The sequence below is a fragment of the Streptomyces sp. NPDC054842 genome (assembly GCF_053611025.1).
In genome coordinates, this window is sequence record NZ_JBSGZN010000004.1 from 217,593 (window position 1) to 240,195 (window position 22,603).

At 73.0% G+C, this 22,603-nt stretch carries 18 protein-coding genes; 8 read left to right on the forward strand and 10 right to left on the reverse strand.

Annotated features, from left to right (window positions below; translation table 11 throughout):
- Window positions 1-672 precede the first annotated feature (672 nt).
- Complete coding sequence (locus tag ACWGIS_RS05345; RefSeq protein ID WP_453361067.1) at window positions 673-1,386, forward strand: M23 family metallopeptidase; 714 nt, start codon at window positions 673-675, stop codon at window positions 1,384-1,386.
- Window positions 1,387-1,437: 51 nt separating this feature from the next.
- Here the strand turns inward: ACWGIS_RS05345 and ACWGIS_RS05350 are convergent, their stop codons facing one another.
- Window positions 1,438-2,031, reverse strand: coding sequence for a TetR/AcrR family transcriptional regulator (locus ACWGIS_RS05350; protein ID WP_453361068.1), 594 nt, complete (start codon window positions 2,029-2,031; stop codon window positions 1,438-1,440).
- 190 nt (window positions 2,032-2,221) lie between these two features.
- Between ACWGIS_RS05350 and ACWGIS_RS05355 the strand changes: the two genes are divergently transcribed.
- Window positions 2,222-3,838 carry an MDR family MFS transporter gene (locus ACWGIS_RS05355; RefSeq protein WP_453361069.1) on the forward strand — a complete coding sequence of 539 codons (1,617 nt, stop codon included), beginning with the start codon at window positions 2,222-2,224 and terminating at the stop codon, window positions 3,836-3,838.
- Between the two features lie 156 nt (window positions 3,839-3,994).
- On the opposite strand, the gene cseC is transcribed toward ACWGIS_RS05355, so the two are convergent.
- The 5 genes from cseC to ACWGIS_RS05380 form a co-directional block, all read right to left on the reverse strand.
- Entirely contained in the window at window positions 3,995-5,365 is a 1,371-nt protein-coding gene (gene cseC, locus ACWGIS_RS05360) for a two-component system sensor histidine kinase CseC (RefSeq protein ID WP_453361070.1), read from the reverse strand.
- An 8-nt stretch (window positions 5,366-5,373) separates the two neighbouring features.
- On the reverse strand, window positions 5,374-6,081 hold the full coding sequence (gene cseB, locus ACWGIS_RS05365) for a two-component system response regulator CseB (RefSeq protein WP_453361071.1): 708 nt from the start codon (window positions 6,079-6,081) through the stop codon (window positions 5,374-5,376).
- 10 nt (window positions 6,082-6,091) lie between these two features.
- On the reverse strand, window positions 6,092-6,742 hold the full coding sequence (locus tag ACWGIS_RS05370) for a hypothetical protein (protein WP_453361072.1): 651 nt from the start codon (window positions 6,740-6,742) through the stop codon (window positions 6,092-6,094).
- Entirely contained in the window at window positions 6,730-7,278 is a 549-nt protein-coding gene (locus ACWGIS_RS05375) for a SigE family RNA polymerase sigma factor (protein ID WP_355784780.1), read from the reverse strand. The genes ACWGIS_RS05370 and ACWGIS_RS05375 overlap by 13 nt, the downstream gene beginning before the upstream one ends.
- 260 nt (window positions 7,279-7,538) lie before the next feature.
- On the reverse strand, window positions 7,539-8,471 hold the full coding sequence (locus ACWGIS_RS05380) for an A/G-specific adenine glycosylase (protein ID WP_453361073.1): 933 nt from the start codon (window positions 8,469-8,471) through the stop codon (window positions 7,539-7,541).
- A 485-nt stretch (window positions 8,472-8,956) separates the two neighbouring features.
- Here ACWGIS_RS05380 and ACWGIS_RS05385 point away from each other — a divergent pair, with 485 nt between their 5' ends.
- Window positions 8,957-9,760: a hypothetical protein gene (locus tag ACWGIS_RS05385; protein WP_453361074.1), complete on the forward strand. Its 804-nt coding sequence runs from the start codon at window positions 8,957-8,959 to the stop codon at window positions 9,758-9,760.
- A 73-nt stretch (window positions 9,761-9,833) separates the two neighbouring features.
- On the opposite strand, the gene disA is transcribed toward ACWGIS_RS05385, so the two are convergent.
- Both disA and radA read right to left on the reverse strand, forming a co-directional pair.
- Window positions 9,834-10,958 (reverse strand): DNA integrity scanning diadenylate cyclase DisA, encoded by a 1,125-nt coding sequence (gene disA / locus ACWGIS_RS05390; protein ID WP_355783725.1) that lies wholly within the window; start codon window positions 10,956-10,958, stop codon window positions 9,834-9,836.
- Between the two features lie 68 nt (window positions 10,959-11,026).
- Window positions 11,027-12,436: a DNA repair protein RadA gene (radA, locus tag ACWGIS_RS05395; RefSeq protein ID WP_453361075.1), complete on the reverse strand. Its 1,410-nt coding sequence runs from the start codon at window positions 12,434-12,436 to the stop codon at window positions 11,027-11,029.
- 297 nt (window positions 12,437-12,733) lie between these two features.
- Between radA and ACWGIS_RS05400 the strand changes: the two genes are divergently transcribed.
- Window positions 12,734-14,497 (forward strand): BACON domain-containing protein, encoded by a 1,764-nt coding sequence (locus ACWGIS_RS05400; protein ID WP_453361076.1) that lies wholly within the window; start codon window positions 12,734-12,736, stop codon window positions 14,495-14,497.
- A 9-nt stretch (window positions 14,498-14,506) separates the two neighbouring features.
- Here ACWGIS_RS05400 and ACWGIS_RS05405 read toward each other — a convergent pair whose 3' ends face one another.
- Window positions 14,507-15,355, reverse strand: coding sequence for a hypothetical protein (locus ACWGIS_RS05405; RefSeq protein WP_453361077.1), 849 nt, complete (start codon window positions 15,353-15,355; stop codon window positions 14,507-14,509).
- A gap of 71 nt (window positions 15,356-15,426) precedes the next feature.
- Here ACWGIS_RS05405 and ACWGIS_RS05410 point away from each other — a divergent pair, with 71 nt between their 5' ends.
- The 4 genes from ACWGIS_RS05410 to ilvD all read left to right on the forward strand — a co-directional run bounded on the left by ACWGIS_RS05410 (window position 15,427) and on the right by ilvD (window position 19,988).
- Complete coding sequence (locus ACWGIS_RS05410) at window positions 15,427-16,359, forward strand: Ppx/GppA phosphatase family protein (protein WP_453361078.1); 933 nt, start codon at window positions 15,427-15,429, stop codon at window positions 16,357-16,359.
- A 176-nt stretch (window positions 16,360-16,535) separates the two neighbouring features.
- Window positions 16,536-17,360: a sugar phosphate isomerase/epimerase family protein gene (locus ACWGIS_RS05415; RefSeq protein ID WP_453361079.1), complete on the forward strand. Its 825-nt coding sequence runs from the start codon at window positions 16,536-16,538 to the stop codon at window positions 17,358-17,360.
- Window positions 17,357-17,977, forward strand: a complete 621-nt coding sequence (locus ACWGIS_RS05420; RefSeq protein ID WP_453361080.1) for a TetR/AcrR family transcriptional regulator — start codon at window positions 17,357-17,359, stop codon at window positions 17,975-17,977. The genes ACWGIS_RS05415 and ACWGIS_RS05420 overlap by 4 nt, the downstream gene beginning before the upstream one ends.
- A 157-nt stretch (window positions 17,978-18,134) precedes the next feature.
- Entirely contained in the window at window positions 18,135-19,988 is a 1,854-nt protein-coding gene (gene ilvD, locus ACWGIS_RS05425; RefSeq protein WP_453361081.1) for a dihydroxy-acid dehydratase, read from the forward strand.
- Window positions 19,989-20,203: 215 nt separating this feature from the next.
- On the opposite strand, the gene ACWGIS_RS05430 is transcribed toward ilvD, so the two are convergent.
- Window positions 20,204-22,570, reverse strand: coding sequence for a protein kinase domain-containing protein (locus ACWGIS_RS05430; protein ID WP_453361082.1), 2,367 nt, complete (start codon window positions 22,568-22,570; stop codon window positions 20,204-20,206).
- Window positions 22,571-22,603 lie beyond the last annotated feature (33 nt).

Here is a 22,603-nt window from a genome sequence, read left to right on the forward strand (position 1 = left end):
GCTTACGGGGCCTTGCGTCCGTGGATGGCTCCGGCGGGGTTCACTCGCCTCCTGCGGGTCCGCGCGCCTGCCGGTCTGCGCCCCACCGGTCCGGGCACCTGGCCGGCCCGGCTTTCCACGCCCGGCTCTCCACGGACCGCGCCCGCCCGCGTGCACATAGTAGTTTTCGGGTGCCTGACGGGGGAGTCCCGCACCCCCTCACGCCCCCCGAGAAGGGCACTGGACCCCGCTTCCGCCCGGGTCTGCGGCGTAGCCCCCGTCACATTCGGCTGGGTCCGGATCCTGCCCCCCGGTGACATGACGCACAGGCGAAATGTCCGGTACTAGGCGGATTAGTGGATGCCTCGGGAGGGGCAAAAGGGACCTTTGGCCCATGGGGGTGGACGGTCGACCCCCGGGTGGTCGGGCGGGGCGGTGCGGGCGGCGTTTCCTGAGGCGCAGGGCCCGCGAAGTGGGCATAAACCTCCTCGCATGACCGGAATGCACCGGATTCTTAGGGCCGCGAACGGTCTGTCAAGAAGTTGAAAGTTTTGAGGCGAACTACGGCCTTGGGTCGTAGAAGGGCGGTTTGGGGCTTCCTGGGAGCGCGGGTTACCAAAGAGTGGTCCATCCGGCAGGTGCCAGTGCGCCGGGTGTTCTTTTCTGCCCCGTCCCCGTCTTGAAGAGGTCTACATGTCGAAGCGCGTCACGCCCCGTCACTCCCGTGCGTCCCAGCTCCGTATGCGGGCGGCCGCCCTGGCCGTCGGGCTGGGTGCCTCGGTCGCTCTGGGCGCCGGGGTCGCGGCCGCCGACACCACGCTGGACACCGCCGCATCCGGCACCACGGCCAGTGCGGTGCAGAACCAGGCCGCCGCCCAGGCCAAGGCCGCCGCCGAGTCGGCCGCGAAGTTCAAGAAGGCCGCGGAGACCAAGAAGGCGGCCGCGGCCAAGAAGGCCGCCGCCAAGAAGAACGTCGCCAAGAAGTCCGCGTCCTGGGTCGACCCGGTGAAGAAGTACAAGCTCTCCGCGAGCTTCAACCAGGCCGGCGGCATGTGGTCGCACAAGCACTCCGGCCAGGACTACGCCGTGCCGACCGGCACCGAGGTCGTCGCCGCTCACGGCGGCACCGTCGTCAAGACCGGCGGCAACGGCGCCGGCGACGGTCCCGCGTACGGCAACGCCGTCGTCATCAGGCACGGCAACGGCACCTACTCGCAGTACGCGCACCTCTCGCGCGTCGACGTGCGGGTCGGCCAGGTCGTCGCCACCGGTCAGCACATAGCGCTCTCCGGCAACACCGGGAACTCCAGCGGACCCCACCTGCACTTCGAGATCCGTACGACCGCGAACTACGGGTCGGCCATCGACCCGGTCAGCTTCCTGCGCGGCAAGGGCGTCACCGTCTGACGGAGCCCGTCGAGGGCGCCCGGGGCACCACAGGTGCCGGGGCGCCCGTGACTACGACGTGGCGGCGCCGTGCGCCCGCGTCACCAGATCGATCGCGACCTCGAGGACGGCCTTGCGCTTCTCCTCGGGGTCGCCTTCGACGTCCTTGAGGACGAACATCCCGGCGTGCATCGTGAAGAGCGCGCTGATGCAGCGGACCTGGTCGGGCAGCGCCGCCTCGGGCTCCTTGATGATGTCGAGCATGGACATCATCCGGTCCTTGAAGGTCTCGCCGATGCTCAGCTCGCGCACCGTCGCCTGGTTCTCCTGCATGAAGCGGAAGAGCGGCGCGGCACCGGTGAGGGCCTGGCTGTAACGGCGCAGGACCTCCTGCTTGGTGTCCAGCGAGTGCGGCTGCTGCCTGCCCCAGTCGATCAACTCGTCCAGGGGCCTCGTCAGGTCCTCGAAGAGGCTGATGAGGATCTCTTCCTTGCTCTTGAAGTGGTAGTAGAGCGCCGCCTTGGTGACGTCCAGGTGCTCGGCGATCTCGCGCAGGGACGTCTTCTCGTAGCCCTGCTCGGAGAAGAGTTCGAGGGCCACGTCCTGGATGCGCTGGCGGGTGTCGCCGCGGCGTCGTCGCCTGGTGCCGTCCATGGTGCCGCCCATCCTCGTACTCCTCGCGCTCCCCGAAAACCTAACCGACGGCCGACCGGTAAAGCCACTGCCAACTTACTTGACGCCCGGCTAGTTAGCGGTCTACTTTCCTCAGTGTAGTGAACTTGCCGGGCGGCAAGTAAGTAGATCGAGCGGGATCGGCCGAAACCGTGGGGACGGCCGGTTCAGGGGAGTGGACACCATGGCGGACAACACCGAAGCGGTCGTGCAGACCGGAAAACCACCGCAGGACGCGGCACCGGACGCCCCGCAGGCGCGCAGCGTGCGGGTCGTCCTCGGCGCCCTGCTGATCGCGATGATGCTCGCGATGCTCGACAACATGATCGTGGGCACGGCCATGCCGACGATCGTGGGCGAGCTGGGCGGCCTCGAACACCTGTCGTGGGTCGTCACCGGCTACACCCTCGCCACCGCGGCCTCCACCCCGATCTGGGGCAAGCTCGGCGACATGTACGGGCGCAAGGGCGTCTTCATGACCTCGATCGTGGTCTTCCTGATCGGATCGGCGCTCAGCGGCATGGCCCAGGACATGGGGCAGCTGATCGGCTTCCGGGCGATCCAGGGACTCGGCGCCGGCGGCCTGATGGTCGGCGTCATGGCGATCATCGGTGACCTCATCCCGCCGCGTGAGCGCGGCAAGTACCAGGGCATGATCGCCGGAGTGATGGCGCTCGCCATGATCGCCGGACCGCTCGTCGGCGGCACCATCACCGACCACTGGGGCTGGCGCTGGTCCTTCTACATCAACCTGCCGCTCGGCATCGTCGCGCTGATCGCGGTCAGCGCCGTGCTGCACCTGCCGAAGAAGCGGGTCGACAGCCGGATCGACTACCTGGGCGCCGGGCTGCTGGCGCTCGGCATCACGGCCATCGTGCTCGTCACCACCTGGGGCGGCAGCGAGTACCCGTGGGGCTCGGCCCGGATCATGGAGCTCATCGGGATCGGTGTCGCCGCGCTCGTCGGCTTCCTGTTCGTGCAGACCAAGGCCGCCGCGCCGATCGTGCCCCTGCACATCTTCCGCAGCCGCAACTTCACGCTGATGTCGGTCATCGGCTTCATCACCGGCTTCGTGATGTTCGGTGCCGTGCTCTTCCTGCCGCTCTACCAGCAGTCGGTGCAGGGCGCCTCCGCCACCAACTCGGGGCTGCTGCTCCTGCCCATGCTCGGCGCGATGCTCGTCGTCTCGATGGTGGCCGGGCGGGTCACCACCAACAGCGGCAAGTACAAGGTCTTCCCGATCGTCGGCAGCGTGCTGATGACCGTGGGGCTGTTCCTGCTCGCGCAGATGGACACCGGCACGAGCCGGCTGACCTCCGGTCTGTACATGGCGGTCCTCGGCGCCGGCATGGGCTGCCTGATGCAGATCACGATGCTGGTCGCGCAGAACAGCGTCGAGATGAAGGACATGGGCGTCGCGTCCTCCTCGACCACCCTGTTCCGTACGCTCGGCTCGTCGTTCGGCGTCGCGATCATGGGCGCGCTGTTCAACCACCGGGTGCAGGACGTGATGAGCGAGCGGGCCGGTGCCATCGGCTCCAAGGTGACCGAGCAGTCCGCCCAGCTGGACGCGGCCAGCCTCGCCAAGCTGCCGGCCGTCGCCCGCGAGGCCTACCAGCACGCGGTGGCGTCCGGTACGCATTCCGCGTTCCTGCTCGGCTCGGTCGTGGCGATCGTCGCGCTGGCCGCCGCGGTGTTCGTGAAGGAGGTCCCGCTCAAGGGGGCGGGGCCGCAGAAGCCGGCCGGGGACGCGGACGGGGATGCCGCCGGCGCGGCCCCGACGGTGGCAGAGGCCGTCTGAGCCGACGTCCACCCCGGTCAGGGAAGGCCCCCGGCGTTGTCCGCCCCGGGGGCCTCTCCCTGTCCGCGGACCGGGCCCCCGACCGTCGCGGGCGCCCGGCAGGTCCGTACACCGGGCCCCCGTCCGGGGCGCCCGGCATGGTCGGCGGACCGGCCGTCACCCCTCCCGGGCGCCCGGCATGGGCAGCATCGGGAAGCTGCCCGTGTTGGTGGGCGCGTGCTCCGGCAGCCACAGGACCGCCACCGCGCCCTCGGCCGGCACCTCGGGCGGGGCGCCGGCCGGGCGGACGTTGCGGAAGGTCAGGCGGGCGCCGAGCACCCGGGCCTGGCCGGTGGCGATGGTCAGGCCGAGACCGTGGCCGCGGCCCGCGCGGTCGGTGCTGCCGGTGCGGAAGCGGCTCGGCCCCTCGTGCAGGAGCTTCTCCGGGAACCCGGGCCCGTGGTCGCGGACGCGGACGACCCGCCCCTCGACGGACACCTCGATCGGCGGCTTGCCGTGCCGGGCCGCGTTGGCCAGCAGGTTGAACAGCACGCGTTCCAGGCGCCGCGGATCGGTGGTCACCACCGACTCGTGCACCACGAGCACCGCGATGTCCGGGTCCTTCGCGGCCACCCGCCGGGACACGAACTCGCCCAGCATGATGTCCTGCAGCTCCGCCCGCTCCGACGCCCCGTCGAGCCGCGCGACTTCCAGGACGTCCTCGACCAGGGTGCGCATGGCCTGCGCCCGGTCCCGCACCAGCTCCGTGGGACGGCCCGGGGGCAGCAGCTCGGCGGCCGTCAGCAGCCCGGTCACCGGGGTGCGCAGCTCGTGCGCGATGTCCGCGGTCACCCGGCGCTCGGCCTCGATGCGCTGCTGGAGCGCGTCCGCCATGGCGTCGACCGCCCGCGCCAGATCGTCGGTCTCGTCGCGTACGACACCGCCGATGGCGTCCCGCACCCGGACGTCCGTGTCCCCCCTGGCGACCTGGTTCGCGGCCGCCGCCGCCTTGCGCAGCCGGCGCGAGAGCTGGCCCCCGATGAGGACACCGAGGGCGCAGCCGCCGAAGACCACCGCGATGGAGCCGATGAGCAGCGCCTGGTCGAGGTCCTTCATCACGGTCGCGCTGCGGTCGGTGAACCGCGTGTGCAGCGACAGCACCCGGCCGTCCTTGAGCGGTACGGCCGCCCAGATGTCCGGCACGCCGTTGTGCCCCTCGGCCACGTAGGTGGCGCGGCGCCCCTGGGCGACCTTCAGCAGCAGATCCCGCGGGATGGTCGGGTCGTCGACCTCGACGCCGAAGGACTGGGTGCGGCCCGACTCGTACATGCGCTGCGCGACCTGGATGCGCTCGTCCGCGAGGTCGCGCGAGTTGTCGAGCATCGAGACGCGGGCCGCGTTGTGCACGACCAGGCTCAGCGCGACCGCCACCAGCGCGCCGACCAGCGCGATCGCCGCGCTCAGTTTCCACCGGATGCCGGTGCGGATGTCCCTGTTCCCGACGGCCCCCGTGCCGGCCCGGACCAGGCGTCGCCATGTCCCCCGCATACCGCTGCTCAGGCCTTCAACTTGTAGCCGAAGCCGCGGACCGTCTCGATCCGGTCCTGGCCGATCTTCGCGCGCAGCCGCTGCACGTGGACGTCCACCACCCGCGTGTCACCGCCCCATCCGTAGTCCCACACGCGTTCCAGGAGCTTGTCGCGGGACAGGACCGTGCCGGGCGCCGCCGAGAACTCCAGCAGCAGCCGCATCTCGGTGGGGGTGAGCGACACCGGCCGCCCGTCCCGCCGCACCTCCATGCCCTCGGTGTCGATCTCCAGCTCCCCGAAGGACAGCACCCCGCCGTCGATCCGGCCCGGCTCGGCCGAGGCCGGCCCCGCGGGACCGCTCGCGTGCCCGAAGCGCCGCAGCACCGCGCGGATCCGGGCCACCAGGACGGCACCGTCGAAGGGCTTGGTGACGTAGTCGTCGGCGCCCGCCTCCAGGCCCAGCACCACGTCGATCGAGTCGGCCCGCGCCGACAGCATGATCACCGGCACGGTGGACTCGTCGCGGATACGGCGGCACAGGCTGACCCCGTCGAGACCCGGCACCATGACGTCGAGCAGCGCGATGTCGGGCCGGTCGGCGCGGAAGGCCTCCAGTCCGGAGAGCCCGTCGGGCATGGCGGTGACCGCGAAGCCGTCGCGCTCCAGGGCGAGCTGCGTGGCCTCGCGGATGACGTCGTCGTCCTCGACGAACAGGACGTGGGTCTGCTCTGCCATCCCTCTGCTCTCAGTTCGCGTCGGGGGCGGGCGAGTCGGCGCCGCCCACCGCGTTGCTGTAGTCGTTGTGGATCCGGGACTCCACGGCGAAACGGCCTGCGGACCAGCCGTAGGTGATCACCTCTTCGCTGGAGGGGTACGACACCGGGTCGTCCTTCCCGTACAGCTGCTGGGTGACCACCAGGTCGCCCCGGTCGATCTCGGCGTACACCGGCGGTTCCTCGGAGCGGAAGACGTTGCGGTAGCCGCCGCCCTCCGCGCGGTACACGTAGGAGCCGATGCCGACCGCGTCGCCGCAGGTCATCACGTTCACCACGATGTCGTCCGCGGATCCGCCGGTCAGGTTCCCGTAGGAGACGTCGACCGGGTACTCGTCGGCGACGCACGGCTTCAGGTCGCGTTTGACGGCGGCGGCGACCTTCGGGTCGTCGCGCACCAGCCGCACCGCGTCGACGCGCCCGCTGCGCCTGCTCGGCGTGGAGACGGGGGTGGTGGTGCTCGCCACCGAGTCGGAGCCCGCCGGACCCTCGTCCCGGGCGCCGGTGCCTCCGGTGGCGCACGCCGAGGCGAAAAGGGCGAGGGCGGCGAACACGGCCGACGCCGTGATCACCGCCTTGGGGGCCCCACCGGGCCCGGTGGCCCCTGAACCTAGGCCGCGCAACGCTCCCGCTCCTCACGTTCGAGCGCGCGGGCGCCGCGCTCCTCGCGGTCCCGGCTCTCCAACTCCTCACGGAGCCGGGCCAGCGCCCGGTGCAGCGTGCTCTTGACCGTTCCGGCCGACATGCCGAGCGCGGCGGCCGTCTCCTCCGTGGACATCTGCTCCCAGTGTCGCAGCACGACGACACTGCGCTGCTTGGGAGCCAGCACCTTCATGATGTCCATCAGCAGGGCGCGGTCCGCGTGCTGCTCGGTCGCGTCGTCCACGCTCGCGTCGGGAAGCTGTTCGGTCGGCACCTCTTCGAGCTTGCGGGCCCGCCACCACTCGGTACGCGTGTTGATCATGACGCGGCGCAGGTAGGCGTCGGCGAGCCGCTTGTCCGCTATGCCGTCCCAGCGGCCGTACGTCCGCACGAGCGCGGTCTGGAGCAGGTCCTGGGCGTCGACCGGGTCGGGGACCAGGCGGCGGGCACTGCGCAGCAGCGCGTCCTGCCGGGTGCGGACGTACTCCTCGAACTCGAGCACCTCTCCCTGCGCCATGCCGACCGCCTCCATCCCCGTTGCCGACCCGAACCGCTGCCGGTTGTCCGTTGCCTGTGTGCCGCTGTCCCCGCGGTACGGGAATGAAGCTACGGAGGCGTTGTCACGGGGTTGTCCGAGGCAGCCTGCGGCGAGCGCTCGGCTGTACGTCGGTTGTGTAACGGAAGTAGGAGAGGGGTAAGCGGAGGTGCCGAGTTGTCGGGGTTGCGGGTGATTTCGGCGGCCGGGTGCCTGTCACGGGGCCGCGGGGGAGCTGTCGGTCAGCTGAGGGGCAGCCGGTAGAGACCGCCGGGCAGGGGTTCGACCAGTCCGTCGGCGACGAGGCCGTCCAGGGCGCGGGCGCGCTGCACCGGCTCCTCCCACACCCGGTCGAGCGCCGCCTGCGGCACCGGGGTCAGGGCCTCCCGCAGCACGGCCAGCAGCCGCCCGCGGACCTGACGGTCGGTTCCCGCGTACGTCTGACCGCGGCGCGGCGGTCCCTCGTGCTCCGGCTTCCCGGCCAGCCGCCAGGCGCACAGCGCGGCGATCGGGCAGCGGTGGCACGACTCGTTCCGCGCCGTGCACACCAGTGCGCCCAGCTCCATGGAGGCGGCGGCCCAGCGCGAGGCCGTGCGCTCGTCCTCGGGGAGCAGGGCGCGGGCGAGCTTGCGCTCGGCGGCGGTCGTGGCGTTCGGCGGGTACTGGGTGCCGGTGACCGCGCGGGCGAAGACCCGCCGCACGTTCGTGTCCAGGACGGCGTGCCGCTGCCCGTACGCGAACGAGGCCACGGCCGCCGCCGTGTACTCGCCGATGCCGGGCAGCGCCAGCAGTTGGGCGTGCTCCGCCGGTACGTCGCCGCCGTGCCGTTCCGTTATGGCGACCGCGGCGCCGTGCAGGCGCAGCGCGCGCCGGGGGTACCCGAGCCGGCCCCAGGCGCGGACGGCCTCGCCGGGCGCCTCCTTGGCGAGGTCGGCGGGGCGCGGCCAGCGGGCCAGCCACTGCTCGTAGACGGGCAGCACCCGGTTCACCGGCGTCTGCTGCAACATGAACTCACTGACCATCACGCCCCAGGGGCCGGCGTCGGGGCGCCGCCACGGCAGGTCACGGGCGTGCTCGTCGAACCAGTCGATGACCGGCTCGTGCAGGGATGCACCGGGAGCGCCGGGCGCTGCGGCGGGCGGGGTGCTGGGCGTGGGCAAGGTGGGTGCAGTCATGACGTCTCCGATCCTGCCACGGGCGGGCGCCCGGTCGCGGCCAGCCACGGGGCGGGTCGGAAGACCTGACGATCGGCAGAGGCGTCCGCGTCCGGCCCGTCCGTGCTGCCGGCGGCCGGTCCGGGACGACGCGGGCGGGTCGGCGGGGGCGGCCCCGGGGCGTCCGTCGGCACGGGGTCCCCACGTGCCCCGGCCTTCGTCGTCCGAGGCGCGGCCGGGCCGGCGGCGACGGGCCGCTCGGCACGGTCGGCGGGGGACCGCGCGCGGAATCCGAGGGCACCCCGACACCCGTGTCACCGCGCCGGGTTCGAGATCACGGAACGTGTCCGCGGGCCCGTCTTCGTCACTCCCCGCGATCATCGGCGCCCCGATCCGGTGCGACGCGGCGCGGACGGCGTCCCACCGGAATGATGATCCGTAAAAGTTGCGGCGCCGGGCGGCATGTGGGGCCGGGGAAGGCGGCGATCTCTCGTACAGTTTGCGCCGTGGGATCTCTGCGCAATCCGGTCGGGCCGCTTCCCTCCTCCATCTACTGGCGACGGAGGGCCGTTCTGCTGTCCGTGGTCGGCCTGTTGGCGCTGCTCGTCCTGTGGGTGGTGACCAACGGCGGCGGAGGCGGGGGCGGCAGCGGGGACGGCTCCAACGGCAAGAACCCGGCGCCCTCGATCACCCCGGGGCCCTCCAGTGGCGGACCCGCCATCAGCCAACACCCCGGCGGCCGCGACGAGTCGAGCGGCACGGGTGACGGCGGCGACGGTTCCGGAGCGGACGGCGGCGGCTCGGGCTCCGGTGGCGGCACGGGTTCCGCGGGATCCGCCGGCGGCTCCGACGACGGGTCCAAGGGCGGCGGCGGCTCGGGCGGACAGCTCCCGGCCGGCTCCGGACTCCCCAACTGCACCCCGGGGGCGGTCAAGTTGACGCTGCGCAGCGTCCACAACACCTACGCGCCCGGCCGCAAGCCCGTCGTCGAGCTGATCGCCAAGAACACCTCCACCGGTGACTGCAAGGTCGATCTCGGCCCGAAGAACACTGTTCTGACGATCACTCAGGCGGGCAGCGACGACGCCTTCTGGTCCTCGAAGGACTGCCCCAAGGGCTCCGGCAGCCTCCTCTTCCGCGTCCCCGCCGACGGACGCGTGACGCACACCGTCGAGTGGGACCGCAAGGCGAGCGCCCCCGAGTGCGCGACGCCCCCGGCGGGATCGGCGTCCGCCGGCACCTACCTCGTGGAGGCGAAGGCGCCGGGCCTGGCGAAGGCCCAGACGTCGTTCGTGCTGGCGAAGGACTGACCGAGGACCGGCGGAAACGGAGAACCCAGGGGCCTCTTGGCCCCTGGGTGTCGTCTCGCGGGAAAACGGACCCTCAGACGTACCGCTCCAGGATCGAGGACTCCGCCAGACGCGAGAGGCCCTCGCGGACACTGCGGGCCCGCGCCTCGCCGACCCCGTCGACCGTCTGAAGGTCGTCCACGCTCGCGGCGAGCAGCTTCTGCAGGCCGCCGAAGTGCTCCACGAGCCGGTCGATGATCGCGCCGGGCAGCCGGGGCACCTTCGCCAGCAGCCGGAAACCGCGCGGCGACACCGCGGAGTCGAGTGCCTCGGGGGAGCCGGTGTAGCCCAACGCCCGCGCCACCGTCGGCATTTCCAGCAGCTCCGCGTGCGAGAGCGCGTCCAGCTCGAAGAGCGCCTCGTCCACCGTGCGCGAGCGCTTGGCGGTCGGCTCGGGCACGTAGTCCCGGACGACCAGCTCGCGCTCGGGCTCCACGCCGGCGATCAACTCGTCCAGCTGGAGCGCCAGAAGCCGCCCGTCCGTGCCCAGCTCGACGACGTACTCGGCGATCTCGGTGGCGATCCGGCGCACCATCTCCAGGCGCTGGGCCACCGCCGAGACGTCCCGGACGGTGACCAGGTCCTCGATCTCCAGCGCGGACAGCGTGCCCGCGACCTCGTCCAGCCGGAGCTTGTAGCGCTCCAGCGTGGCGAGCGCCTGGTTCGCGCGGGACAGGATCGCCGCCGAGTCCTCCAGGACGCGGCGCTGGCCGTCCACGTACAGGGCGATCAGGCGCATCGACTGGGAGACCGAGACGACCGGGAAGCCGACCTGCTTGGACACGCGGTCGGCGGTGCGGTGTCGGGTGCCGGTCTCCTCCGTGGGGATCGTCGGGTCGGGCACCAGCTGCACGCCCGCCCGCAAGATCTTGGTGATGTCCTTGTCGAGCACGATGCCGCCGTCGAGCTTGCACAGCTCACGCAGCCGCGTCGCGGTGAACTCGACGTCCAGCACGAAGCCACCGGTGCACATCGCCTCGACGGTCTTGTCGGACCCGAGCACGATGAGTCCTCCGGTGTTGCCGCGGAGGATCCGCTCGAGCCCGTCGCGCAGTGCCGTGCCGGGTGCCACGGCACTCAGTGAGGCGCGCATCAGGCCATCGGCACCGGAGCTCCCACCGGATTTTCCGGGAGCTGCTGCCCGGTCGTTGGCTGCCACTGCACTCCTCCGGTCGCAGGTTTCCGGTCGCCCTCGGTTCGTACGGACGGGCGAGACCTGGGCAAAGTCTACCGGCGCTCTTCGTCCTCCCGTGGGGCCTCTCTCCGACGGGAGCGCGGAAGGACGCGCAGGGCGTCGCCCATGTCGGCCACCTCGACCACCTTCATACCGGGTGGAATCCTGCCCGGATCGGCCGGCACGAGCGCGTGCGTGAAGCCCAGGCGGTGCGCCTCGGCCAGGCGCCGCTGGACGCCCGTCACCCTTCTGACCTCGCCCGCGAGGCCCACCTCGCCGATCGCGACGAGGTTCTTCGGCAGCGGGGTGTCACTCGCCGCGGAGGCCAGCGCGAGCGCGATCGCCAGGTCCGCCGCGGGCTCGGAGAGCTTCACGCCGCCGACCGTCGCGGAGTAGATGTCCCGCTTTCCGAGGGCGGTGATCCGGCCCCGCTGCTCCAGGACGGCGAGCATCATCGACACCCGGGAGGTCTCCAGGCCCGACGTGGTGCGCCGGGGCGAGGGGATCTGCGAGTCGACGGTCAGCGCCTGCACCTCGGCGACCAGCGGGCGGCGGCCCTCCAGCGTCACTGTCAGACAGGTGCCCGGGACCGGCTCGGCGCGGCGGGTGAGGAACAGCCCGGACGGGTCGGCCAGACCCGTGATGCCCTCGTCGTGCAGCTCGAAGCAGCCGACCTCGTCCGTCGTGCCGTAGCGGTTCTTCACGCCCCGGACGAGACGCAGCCGCGCGTGCCGGTCGCCCTCGAAGCTCAGCACCACGTCCACGAGGTGCTCCAGCAGGCGCGGTCCCGCGATCGCGCCGTCCTTGGTGACATGGCCCACCAGCAGCGTGGCCATCCCGCGGTCCTTCGATGCGCGGATCAGGGCGCCCGCCACCTCGCGGACCTGGGCCATGCCGCCCGGGGCGCCGTCGATCTCCGGCGAGGCGACGGTCTGCACGGAGTCGAGGATCAGCAGCGACGGCTTCACGGCGTCCAAGTGGCCCAGCACCGCGGCCAGGTCGGTCTCCGCGGCCAGGTACAGGTGGTCGTCGATCGCCTTGATCCGGTCGGCGCGCGCCCGGACCTGGCTCGCCGACTCCTCACCCGTCACGTACAGCGTGCGGTGCTCGTCGCTCGCCGACTTCGCCGCCACGTCCAGCAGCAGCGTCGACTTGCCGACGCCCGGCTCGCCCGCGACCAGGACGACCGCGCCGGGGACCAGGCCGCCGCCGAGGACGCGGTCCAGCTCCGGAACGCCGGTGCTGCGCGCGGTGGCCTGGCGGGCGTCGACCTGTCCGATCGGGACGGCGGAGGTGGTGACCCGGCCCGGTGTCGTCGTCCGGACCGCGGGGGCGCCGTACTCCTCGACCGTGCCCCACGCCTGGCACTCGGGGCAGCGGCCGAGCCACTTGGCCGTCTGCCAGCCGCACTCGGTGCAGCGGTAGGACGGCCGGTCCTTCGCGGTTTTCGTACGGGCAGCCATGAGGGGAACCGTAGCCGAGGCCACCGACAGTCCCCTTTCCGGCGAGGACGCCATGAGCGGGGGGCGGGTGCGCGGGGCCTGGACGGGATGCCGCCTGAACGCCGTCGCGGGCCCGTTCGTCCGGCCGGACGGTCCGGGCGGCGCGGTCCGCGCCGGGGCCGTTGATCGCCGCCCGTGAGGGTGTGGGCCATGGGATGAGGGCCTGCTGTCCCCTTATGAGGGATCGTTTCACCCGTACGGATTAAATGTGCTCAAGGGGGAGGAAGGGGCCACCACTCGCCGCCTACGGTCGCGAGGGTGATGAGCAGCAGTCCGGAGACCTCCACGCACACCACCGGCGCACACCGGGCGCACCCAGACGCGCGCAAGCGGGGGACCGTGCCCCGCGCCGCGTCGAGCCGCACCCTCCCGCACCGCCCTCCCGCGCGCTACGAGCCGTATCTGGACGGCCTGTTCACGTACTGCCTGTCCGTGCTCTGCGACCACGACGCGGCGACCGCGGCGCTGGGCGACGTCCTGGTGCTGGCGGAGCGCCGGGGCGCACGGGGGCCGGACTCCGCGGACGACCGCAGGGCCTGGCTGTACGCGCTCGCGCGCTGGGCCTGTCTGCGCAAGCTCGCCCAGACCCGGCGCCGGCGGCAGGCGGCCCACGCCGCCGGCCGGCGCGCGGCCCCCAAGGACGGGGGTTCGCGGGGCGGCGCTCACAAGGAGGCCGCCGACCGGCGCGCGGCCGAGGCGGTGAGCGCCTCCGCCGTCTCCGAGGAAGTCCAGCAGCAGCGCCGCCGCGAACTGGCCCTGCTCGCCTGGCCGGAGGCCGCCGGGACCACCCCGGAGCAGCGGGAGGCGCTCGAACTGGCCGTACGGCACCAGCTCGCCGCCCACGAGGTCGCCGCGGTCCTCGGCATGGACCTGGCCGCCGCGCGGGAGCTGCTCGCCGCCGCGGCCTGCGAGGTGGAGCGCACCCGCGCCGCGCTGGCCGTGGTGGAGACCGGGGCCTGCCCGAGCGTGGCCCGCCTCACCGGTGACAACCGGCTCGTCCTGAGCGCCACCCTGCGCCGCGAGCTCGTCCGGCACGTCGACGACTGCCCGCGCTGCCGCCGTACCGCCGAGCGCGCGGTCCCCGGCGCCTGGCCCGGGACCAGCGTCACGCCCGCCGCGCTCCCCGTCCTGGAGGCGCCGCGCGCGAGCCTGCACCTGGCGATGGCACACGTGCCGCGCGCGCGGAGCCACGGCCCCCGCTTCGACCGCCGCGGCTTCCCGATGGACCCCAAGGACCACGCCGCGCGCCGGGACCGGCTCCGGGCACGCGCCGTGACGACGACGGTGGTCGCCACGGTCGTCGCCGCGCCCGTCCTCGCGCTCTGGGCCGCCTACCGGGGGGCGCCGCTCACCGGGGAGGGCGCGGACGGCCGCCCGGTCACGGCGAGCGAGGTGCACGGCCCCGACGGGCTCGGGAGTGACGAGACCGGCTACGAGAACGCGGGCAACGCCAGCACCAGGCCCGACGACCGGTTCGGCGGCGGCGACGGCTCCTCCGACGTGTCCGTGGAGGTCGTCAGCGCGAAGACGGGCGGCAAGAAGGGCGCGGGACAGCTCGCGGTGACGGCCGGCAACACCGGCGACACGACCCTCATCACGCTGACCGCGTCCGGGAGTTCGCCGGTGCGGTGGTCGGCCGCCACCGGAGCCCCCTGGCTCTACCTGAGCCAGTCCTCGGGGACGCTCCGGCCGGGGGAGTCGCTGACGCTCAGGGTGTACGTCGACCATCTGCGCGAGCCGGCCGGCTCCTGGACCGCCCGGGTGGCGATCGCCCCGGCCGGAGCGGTGGTCACGATCTCCGGATACGGCGACGCGGGCCCGTCCGACCCGGATCCGCGCCCGAGCCACCCGACGCCGTCCCACCCGGGACCCCGGCCGAGCGATCCGACGCCCCCGGACCCGCGTCCGACGCCGGGGGACCCGAGCCCGAGCGACCCGGCGCCGTCGCCCAGTGACTCGGCGAGCCCGGACCCGGGCCCGTCGCCGTCGAGCGGAAGCGGCGAGCCGAGCCCGTCCTCGTAGGGGCGGGACTCAGCCCACCGGGTCCGCGGGGTGCGGAGCGAGAAGGGGGAGCTGCGAGGCGAGGCGCTGCTCACAGAGCTCGACCAGCCGGTCGTACCCGGCCTTGCCCATCAGCTCGACGAGCTCCGGGCGGTACGAGACGTAGACGGGGTCCCCGGCGCCGTGCGCGGAGGTCGCCGAGGTGCACCACCAGTGCAGGTCGTGGCCGCCCGGACCCCAGCCGCGGCGGTCGTACTCGCCGATGGACACCTGGAGCACGCGGGTGTCGTCGGGCCGGTCGATCCACTCGTACGTCCGGCGCACGGGGAGCTGCCAGCAGACGTCCGGCTTGGTCTCCAGCGGCTCGCGGCCCTCCCGGAGCGCCAGGATGTGCAGCGAGCAGCCCATGCCGCCCTCGAAACCGGGCCGGTTCTGGAAGATGCACGAGCCGTTGTACGGCCGGGTCTGGCGCTCGCCGTCCTCGTCCTCGGACACCCAGCCGGTCGTGGTGCCGACGTCGTGGTGCTGCCAGATGTCCGGCGTGAGGCGTGCCACGTACCCCGCGACGCGCTTCTCGTCGTCCTCGTCGGAGAAGTGCGCGCCCAGCGTGCAGCACCCGTCGTCCGCGCGGCCCGCCTGGATGCCCTGGCAGCCGCTCCCGAAGATGCAGTTCCAACGGGAGGTCAGCCATGTCAGGTCACAGCGGAACACCTGCTCGTCGTCGGCCGGATCCGGGAATTCCACCCAGGCACGGGCGAAGTCGAGCCCCTGTTCGTCCTCTTCCCGCGGGGACTTCGGGGACTTCCGGGACTTGGCCGCCTTCGCCTGCGCGGAATCCTTGGCGGATTTGTCGGGCTTCGCCTTTTTCGTCTTTGGCACTCGTCCAGGGTAAGTCGCCGGAGACCGCTCCGGGGACTGCCACCCGTACGGCGGGCAGTAGCGTTCCGTACATGAGACTCGGTGTCCTCGACGTGGGTTCGAACACGGTGCATCTGCTGGTGGTGGACGCCCACCCCGGCGCGCGCCCGCTGCCCGCGCACTCGCACAAGGTGGAGCTGCGGCTCGCCCAACTCCTCGACGCGGACGGCGCGATCGGCCCGGAGGGGGTCGACCGGCTGATATCCGTCGTCCAGGAGGCCATGCAGGCCGCCGAGGACAAGGGCGTCGAGGACCTGCTGCCGTTCGCGACCTCGGCGGTGCGCGAGGCGAGCAACGCGGACGACGTCCTGACGCGCGTGCACACCGAGACCGGCGTCGAGCTCCAGGTCCTCACCGGCGCGGAGGAGGCCCGGCTCACCTTCCTCGCGGCCCGCCGCTGGTTCGGCTGGTCGGCGGGGAAGCTGCTCGTCCTCGACATCGGGGGCGGGTCCCTGGAGATCGCCTTCGGGATGGACGAGGAGCCCGACACGGTGGTGTCGCTGCCGCTGGGCGCGGGGCGGCTGACCGCCGGGTGGCTGCCCGGGGACCCGCCGGACCCGGCCGCCGTGAAGTCGCTGCGCCGGCATGTGCGGGCGCAGATCGCCCGGTCCGTCGGCGAGTTCACCCGGCTCGGGGCGCCGGACCACGTGGTCGCCACGTCCAAGACCTTCAAGCAGCTGGCCCGCCTGGCCGGGGCCGCCCGCTCCGCCGAGGGGCTCCACGTGCAGCGCGAGCTGAAGCGGGAGTCCCTGGAGGGCTGGGTGCCCCGCCTCGCCGGGATGACCGCCGCCGAGCGCGCCGAACTGCCCGGGGTCTCCGAGGGGCGGGCCGGACAGCTCGTCGCCGGGGCGCTGGTGGCCGAGGCGACGATGGACCTGTTCGGCGTGGAGACGGTCGACATCTGTCCCTGGGCGCTCCGGGAGGGCGTCATCCTCCGCCACCTCGACCACATGTCCCCCACGTAGTCACCGAGGTGACCGACGTCACCTCCCGCGCCCGGCGCGATACCCGCACCGGCCCCCGGGCCCGGGCCGGGGCGGGGAACGGGAGGTCCGGAGTCCGGCCGGACACCGCCCCCGCCCTCCGTCCGGGCCGCCCCCGCCCCCCACCCGGGCCGCGCGCGCCCCGTACCCTGTCCCTCGTGGCAGAACCAGTGGTGCGCATCCCGGATGCGAAGGTCGCGCTGTCCACGGCCTCCGTGTATCCGGAGTCGACGGCGACGGCCTTCGAGATCGCCGCGCGCCTCGGCTACGACGGTGTCGAGGTCATGGTGTGGACGGACCCCGTCAGCCAGGACATCGAGTCGCTGCGCAGACTCAGCGACTACCACCGCATCCCGATCCTCGCCGTCCACGCCCCCTGCCTGCTGATCACGCAGCGCGTCTGGTCCACCGACCCGTGGACGAAGCTCCAGCGCGCCCAGGCCGCCGCGGAGAAGCTCGGCGCCGGCACCGTGGTCGTCCACCCGCCCTTCCGCTGGCAGCGCCAGTACGCGAAGGACTTCGTCGACGGCATCTGGCGCATGGCGAACGAGACGGACGTCCGGTTCGCGGTCGAGAACATGTACCCCTGGCGCTACCGCGACCGCGAGATGCTGGCGTACGCGCCCGACTGGGACGTGACGAAGGAGGACTACCGTCACTTCACCATCGACCTCAGCCACACCGCGACGGCCCGCACGGACGCCGTGCGGATGATCGACCGCATGGGCGACCGCCTCGGCCACGTCCACCTCGCCGACGGCAACGGCTCCAACAAGGACGAGCACCTGGTCCCCGGCCGCGGGACCCAGCCCTGCGCCGAGGTGCTGGAGCGCCTCGCGACCACCGGCTTCGACGGCCACGTCGTCATCGAGGTCAACACCCGCCGCGCCATGTCCAGCGCGGAGCGCGAGGCCGACCTCGCCGAGGCCCTCGCCTTCACCCGCCTCCACCTGGCCTCCGCGGTCCGGGTCCCCCGGTCGTGACCGCGGCCGCCCCGGCCCCCCGCCGCCGCGGGCGCCCCTCCCGTACGGAGACGGCGGCGTCCCCGGCCACGAGGGAGGTCATCCTCGCCGCGGCGAGGGAGGAGTTCTCCGAGCGGGGCTACGAGAAGACGTCGGTACGGGGCATCGCCAAGACGGCCGGCGTGGACCCCGCGCTGGTGCACCACTACTTCGGCACCAAGGAGCAGGTCTTCGAGGCGGCCGTGGCGGTCGCCTTCGCGCCCGCCCTGGAGGCGCCGAGCACCGTCGAGGACGGCCCGCCGGAGGCCGTCGGCGAGCGCCTGACCCGCTTCGTCCTCGGCATCTGGGAGAACCCGGCGACCCGTACGCCGCTCCTGGCGATCATCCGCTCCGCGGTGAACAACGAGTCCGCGGCGGCGGTCTTCCGGCGCCTCATCTCCACCCAGCTGTTGCGCCGCATCGCCCGGCAACTGGAGGTCCCGGACCCGGAGCTGCGGGCGGAACTGGCGGCGGCGCAGCTCGTCGGCGTCGCGATGCTGCGATACGTGATCAAGGTGGAGCCGCTGGCGTCGGCGGACCCGGAGCAGATCATCGCCAGGATCGCCCCGGTGGTGCAGAGCCACCTCACGGGCCCCTGACGCAGCGCCGGGCTCCCGCGTCCCCGGCCCGCACGCCTGAGTCCGCCCATAACCGCCCCCCGAGACACCCGTCCCGCATTTCGGACACCTCGTCCGGATCCTGGAGCGCGGGCGTAGGCTCGACGGCAGTCATTACTCTCCGAAGGAGCGAGCGGCGATGCCCGAACTGAGATCCCGCACAGTCACCCACGGCCGCAACATGGCGGGCGCACGCGCCCTTATGCGTGCCTCCGGTGTACCGGGCGCGGACATCGGACGGAAGCCGATCATCGCGGTCGCCAACTCGTTCACCGAGTTCGTGCCGGGCCACACGCACCTCCAGCCGGTCGGCCGGATCGTCAGCGAGGCCATCACGGCCGCGGGCGGCATCCCGCGGGAGTTCAACACCATCGCGGTGGACGACGGCATCGCGATGGGCCACGGCGGCATGCTGTACTCGCTGCCGTCCCGCGACCTGATCGCGGACAGCGTCGAGTACATGGTGGAGGCCCACTGCGCCGACGCCCTGATCTGCATCTCGAACTGCGACAAGATCACCCCCGGCATGCTCATGGCCGCCCTGCGCCTGAACATCCCGACGGTCTTCGTCTCCGGCGGCCCGATGGAGTCCGGCCGGGCGACCCTGGTCGACGGCACCGTCCGCACGCTCGACCTGGTCGACGCGATCTCCGACGCGGTGAACGACAAGATCTCGGACGAGGACATCCTCCGTATCGAGGAGAACGCCTGCCCGACCTGCGGCTCCTGTTCCGGCATGTTCACCGCCAACTCGATGAACTGCCTCACCGAGGCCATCGGCCTGTCCCTGCCGGGCAACGGCTCGGTGCTCGCCACGCACACCGCCCGCAAGGGCCTGTACGAGGACGCCGCGCGCACGGTCATGGACGTGACCCGCCGCTACTACGAGCAGGACGACGAGTCGGTCCTGCCGCGCAACGTCGCCACCCTCGCCGCCTTCGAGAACGCGATGGCGCTGGACATCGCCATGGGCGGCTCGACGAACACGATCCTGCACCTGCTGGCCGCGGCCCAGGAGGCGGGCGTCCCCTTCGGCCTGGAGGAGATCAACGAGGTCTCGCGCCGCGTCCCCTGCCTCGCCAAGGTCGCGCCGAACGTCGCCAAGGACCGCACGTACTACATGGAGGACGTGCACCGCGCGGGCGGCATCCCGGCCCTGCTGGGCGAGCTGCACCGGGCCGGCCTCCTGAACGAGGACGTGCACTCGGTGCACAGCCCCTCGCTGTCGGACTGGCTGAAGACGTGGGACGTGCGCGGCGGCTCCCCGTCGCCGAAGGCCGTCGAGCTGTGGCACGCGGCCCCCGGCTGCGTCCGCTCCGCCGAGGCCTTCTCCCAGTCGGAGCGCTGGGAGGCCCTGGACGAGGACGCGGAGAACGGCTGCATCCGCTCGGCGGAGCACGCGTACTCCGAGGACGGCGGTCTGGCGGTCCTCAAGGGGAACCTGGCCGTGGACGGCTGCGTCGTGAAGACGGCGGGCGTCGACGAGTCGATCTGGACCTTCGAGGGCCCGGCGGTCGTCTGCGAGTCGCAGGAGCAGGCCGTCGAGAAGATCCTCAACAAGCAGATCACGCACGGCGACGTGGTGGTCATCCGCTACGAGGGTCCCAAGGGCGGCCCCGGCATGCAGGAGATGCTGTACCCGACGTCCTTCCTGAAGGGCCGCGGACTGGGCAAGACCTGCGCCCTGATCACCGACGGCCGCTTCTCCGGCGGCACCTCGGGCCTGTCCATCGGGCACGCCTCGCCCGAGGCGGCGTCCGGCGGCACGATCGCCCTCGTCCAGGACGGGGACCGCATCCGGATCGACATCCCGAACCGCTCGATCGAGCTGCTGGTCTCCGACGCCGACCTGGCGGCCCGCCGCGAGGCGCTGAACGGCGTGTACGCGCCCGTCGGCCGTGAGCGCAAGGTCTCCGCCGCGCTGCGCGCCTACGCCGCGATGGCCACGAGCGCGGACAAGGGCGCCGTACGGGACGTCTCCAAGCTCGGCTGACGCCCCGTACGCGGGCCACGCCCGCCACGAGGTCCACGTGAAGGGGGCCGCTCCTCGGGGGAGCGGCCCCCTTCCGCGTTACCGCGGGCCCGGCCCGGCCCGGCCCGTTTCCGGCCACCGGCCGAGAGCAGCCGACGGTCGCTGCCCGCGAACAGCCGACCTCCGGCGCCCGCGAATCGCCGCCCAGCCGAAGCGCTCCGCCTACGAGCCCCCGCTCACCACCCCGCCGGATCGCCCCCCGCCACGGCGAACACCGTGCCGTCGGGTGCGCTCGCGAAGACGCGGCCGCCCGCCACCGAGGGCGCCGGGAGCTGGGCCACGACCCGGTCGGAGCGGGCGCCGAGCCGGATCGACGTCTGTCCGACGAGCCGGCCCACGCGGGCGTCCACGGCGAGCAGCCGCCCGTCGGCGGAGGTGAAGTACACGTGCTGGGCGTCGGCGACCGGCGCGGAGCCCCGGCTCACGGACGTCTCCAGCCGCCACCGCTGTTTCAGCGTGTCCAGGTCGACGGCGACCATGCCGCCGCCGGTGGCCAGCAGGTAACCGGTGTCACCGCGCACGGCGGCCTGCGCCTGCGGGAGCGCCACGGCGAGGGTGGCCCGGCGTGCGGCGCCGGTACGGGGGTCGTACCTGACGACGGCGTTCGTCTCGCCGTTCAGGTCGGCGGCGGTCAGCACGAGGTCGTCCCGCCGGGTGCCCACCGGCGTCAGCTGGCCGTCCAGGCGGGTGTCCCAGCGCACCGCGCCGGTCGCCGGGTCCACCGCGGTGACGTGCGTACGCGATCCGTCGGCCGCCAGGCTCGTGGCGTACGCGGGCCCGCCGCCGGGGAAGGAGACGACGGACGGCGAGAGGTGCCCGGGCAGCCGGTGGCTCCAGCGCTTCTCGCCCGTAGCGCCGTCGAGGCCGGTGAGCGTCCCGTCGGCGCCGGTGAGCAGCACGGTGCCGCCCGCGTGCCCGACACCGCTGTACGGGGAGAGGTCCAGCTCCCAGCGCGGCCTGCCCGTGGCCGGGTCGAGCGCCTCCAGCCGCCGGCCCTCGTGCGTCACGGAGTGCACGAGGCCGCCCGACAAGGCCGGGGGCGGTACGGGTCCGCCGGGCTTGTCGGGTCCGTCGGCATCGGCGGCTCCGTCGGAGGGATGCCGCCACAGCACCCTCCCGTCCGCCGGGTCGAGCGCGGAGACCAGCCCCGGCTGGGCACAGAACAGGCGCTTCGGCGCGTACGTGCACTGAGGCGTCCCGAAGGGCTCACCGGAGGCGGGGGCCGCGCGGGAGCCGTCGGTCCCGTCGGCGCCGGACGGGTCGGTGCCGCCGCTCCCGGACGGTTCGGCCGCGGGCCTGCTGTCCCAGGCGTCGACGACGGTCGACGCGGACTGGGGCCGGCCGCCCGACGGAGTCCCGCCGTCCTCGCCGAGCAACCGCTGCGAGGCCAGGCCACCGCTCACGACCAGGGCGACGACACCGCCGGCGAGGAGCAGTCTCCGCCGCCGCCCCGCGAGGGCACGGGCCGGCCCCTTTCGCGGCGTTCCCTGCCCGGACCGGCCGCCGCCCGGACCACCGCTGTCCCCGGCGCCCTCCGGACGGGCACCCGGCGCCTGAGCCCCGGGGCCCTCGACGCCGAACCCCTCCGCCCAGAAACCCCAGGTGTCGGCATCGCCCGTGCCGACGTCCCGCGAGCCGTCCGCCGGACCGTCCGCGCCCGTCGGGCTCGACGGCACGGCGCGCTGGGCCGGTATGAACGCCTGCGTGTCGTACGAGGCGGCCACCGAGCGCAGTTCCCGCATGAGTTCGTCGGGGGTGGGCCGGTCCTCCGGCTCCTTGGCGAGGCAGCGCGCGACGAACGGCGCGAGGTTCTCCGGCACCCCGGTCAGGTCGGGCTCGTCGTGCACGACCTGGTACGCCACGACGTAGGGGCTGTCCGAGTCGAAGGGGCCGCGCCCGGTCGCCGCGTGCACCATCACCGACCCGAGGGCGAAGACGTCCGCGGCGGGTCCCACCTCCCGCGGACGCCGGAACTGCTCGGGCGCCATGAAGGGCGGGGTGCCGATCAACTTGCCCGTCTCGGTGCGCAGTTCGCTGTCCGATGGCCGGGAGATGCCGAAGTCGATGACCTTGGGGCCGTCGTCGGCGAGCAGGACGTTGCTCGGTTTGAGATCGCGGTGGACGACGCCGACGCGATGGATGTCCCGCAGGGCCTCGGCGAGTCCGGCCATGAGGCGCCGCAACTGCCCCGTGGGCATGGGCCCGTTCCGCTTCACGTGCTCGGCGAGGGTCGGCCCGGGGATGAACAGGGTCGCCATCCAGGGGCGCCCGCCCTCCGCGTCCGCGTCGACGACGGGCGCGGTGAACGCGCCGCTCACCCGGCGCGCGGCGGCGATCTCCTGCCGGAACCGCCCCCTGAACTCGGGATCCCTGGCGAACTCGGCGTGCACGACCTTCACCGCGAGCCGCAGCCCCGATTCACTGCGCGCCAGGTGCACGACGCCCATCCCGCCCGAACCGAGGCGTTCCTCAAGGCGGTAGTGACCGGCGTACTCAGGAAGTTCCGCTTCCGCATCCGCTCCGGTGTTCCGCTGTGGCGCCATGGACCCACCCCCGTGCTGTTCGTCCGCGCGCGC

What these genes read in the sequence shown, in the direction of transcription:
- ACWGIS_RS05345 (WP_453361067.1), top strand. Translation starts at nt 673, where the DNA reads ATGTCGAAGCGCGTCACGCCCCGTCACTCCCGTGCGTCCCAGCTCCGT.
- ACWGIS_RS05350 (WP_453361068.1), bottom strand. Translation starts at nt 2,031, where the DNA reads ATGGGCGGCACCATGGACGGCACCAGGCGACGACGCCGCGGCGACACC.
- ACWGIS_RS05355 (WP_453361069.1), top strand. Translation starts at nt 2,222, where the DNA reads ATGGCGGACAACACCGAAGCGGTCGTGCAGACCGGAAAACCACCGCAG.
- cseC (WP_453361070.1), bottom strand. Translation starts at nt 5,365, where the DNA reads ATGCGGGGGACATGGCGACGCCTGGTCCGGGCCGGCACGGGGGCCGTC.
- cseB (WP_453361071.1), bottom strand. Translation starts at nt 6,081, where the DNA reads ATGGCAGAGCAGACCCACGTCCTGTTCGTCGAGGACGACGACGTCATC.
- ACWGIS_RS05375 (WP_355784780.1), bottom strand. Translation starts at nt 7,278, where the DNA reads ATGGCGCAGGGAGAGGTGCTCGAGTTCGAGGAGTACGTCCGCACCCGG.
- ACWGIS_RS05380 (WP_453361073.1), bottom strand. Translation starts at nt 8,471, where the DNA reads ATGACTGCACCCACCTTGCCCACGCCCAGCACCCCGCCCGCCGCAGCG.
- radA (WP_453361075.1), bottom strand. Translation starts at nt 12,436, where the DNA reads ATGGCTGCCCGTACGAAAACCGCGAAGGACCGGCCGTCCTACCGCTGC.
- ACWGIS_RS05410 (WP_453361078.1), top strand. Translation starts at nt 15,427, where the DNA reads ATGAGACTCGGTGTCCTCGACGTGGGTTCGAACACGGTGCATCTGCTG.
- ilvD (WP_453361081.1), top strand. Translation starts at nt 18,135, where the DNA reads ATGCCCGAACTGAGATCCCGCACAGTCACCCACGGCCGCAACATGGCG.
- ACWGIS_RS05430 (WP_453361082.1), bottom strand. Translation starts at nt 22,570, where the DNA reads ATGGCGCCACAGCGGAACACCGGAGCGGATGCGGAAGCGGAACTTCCT.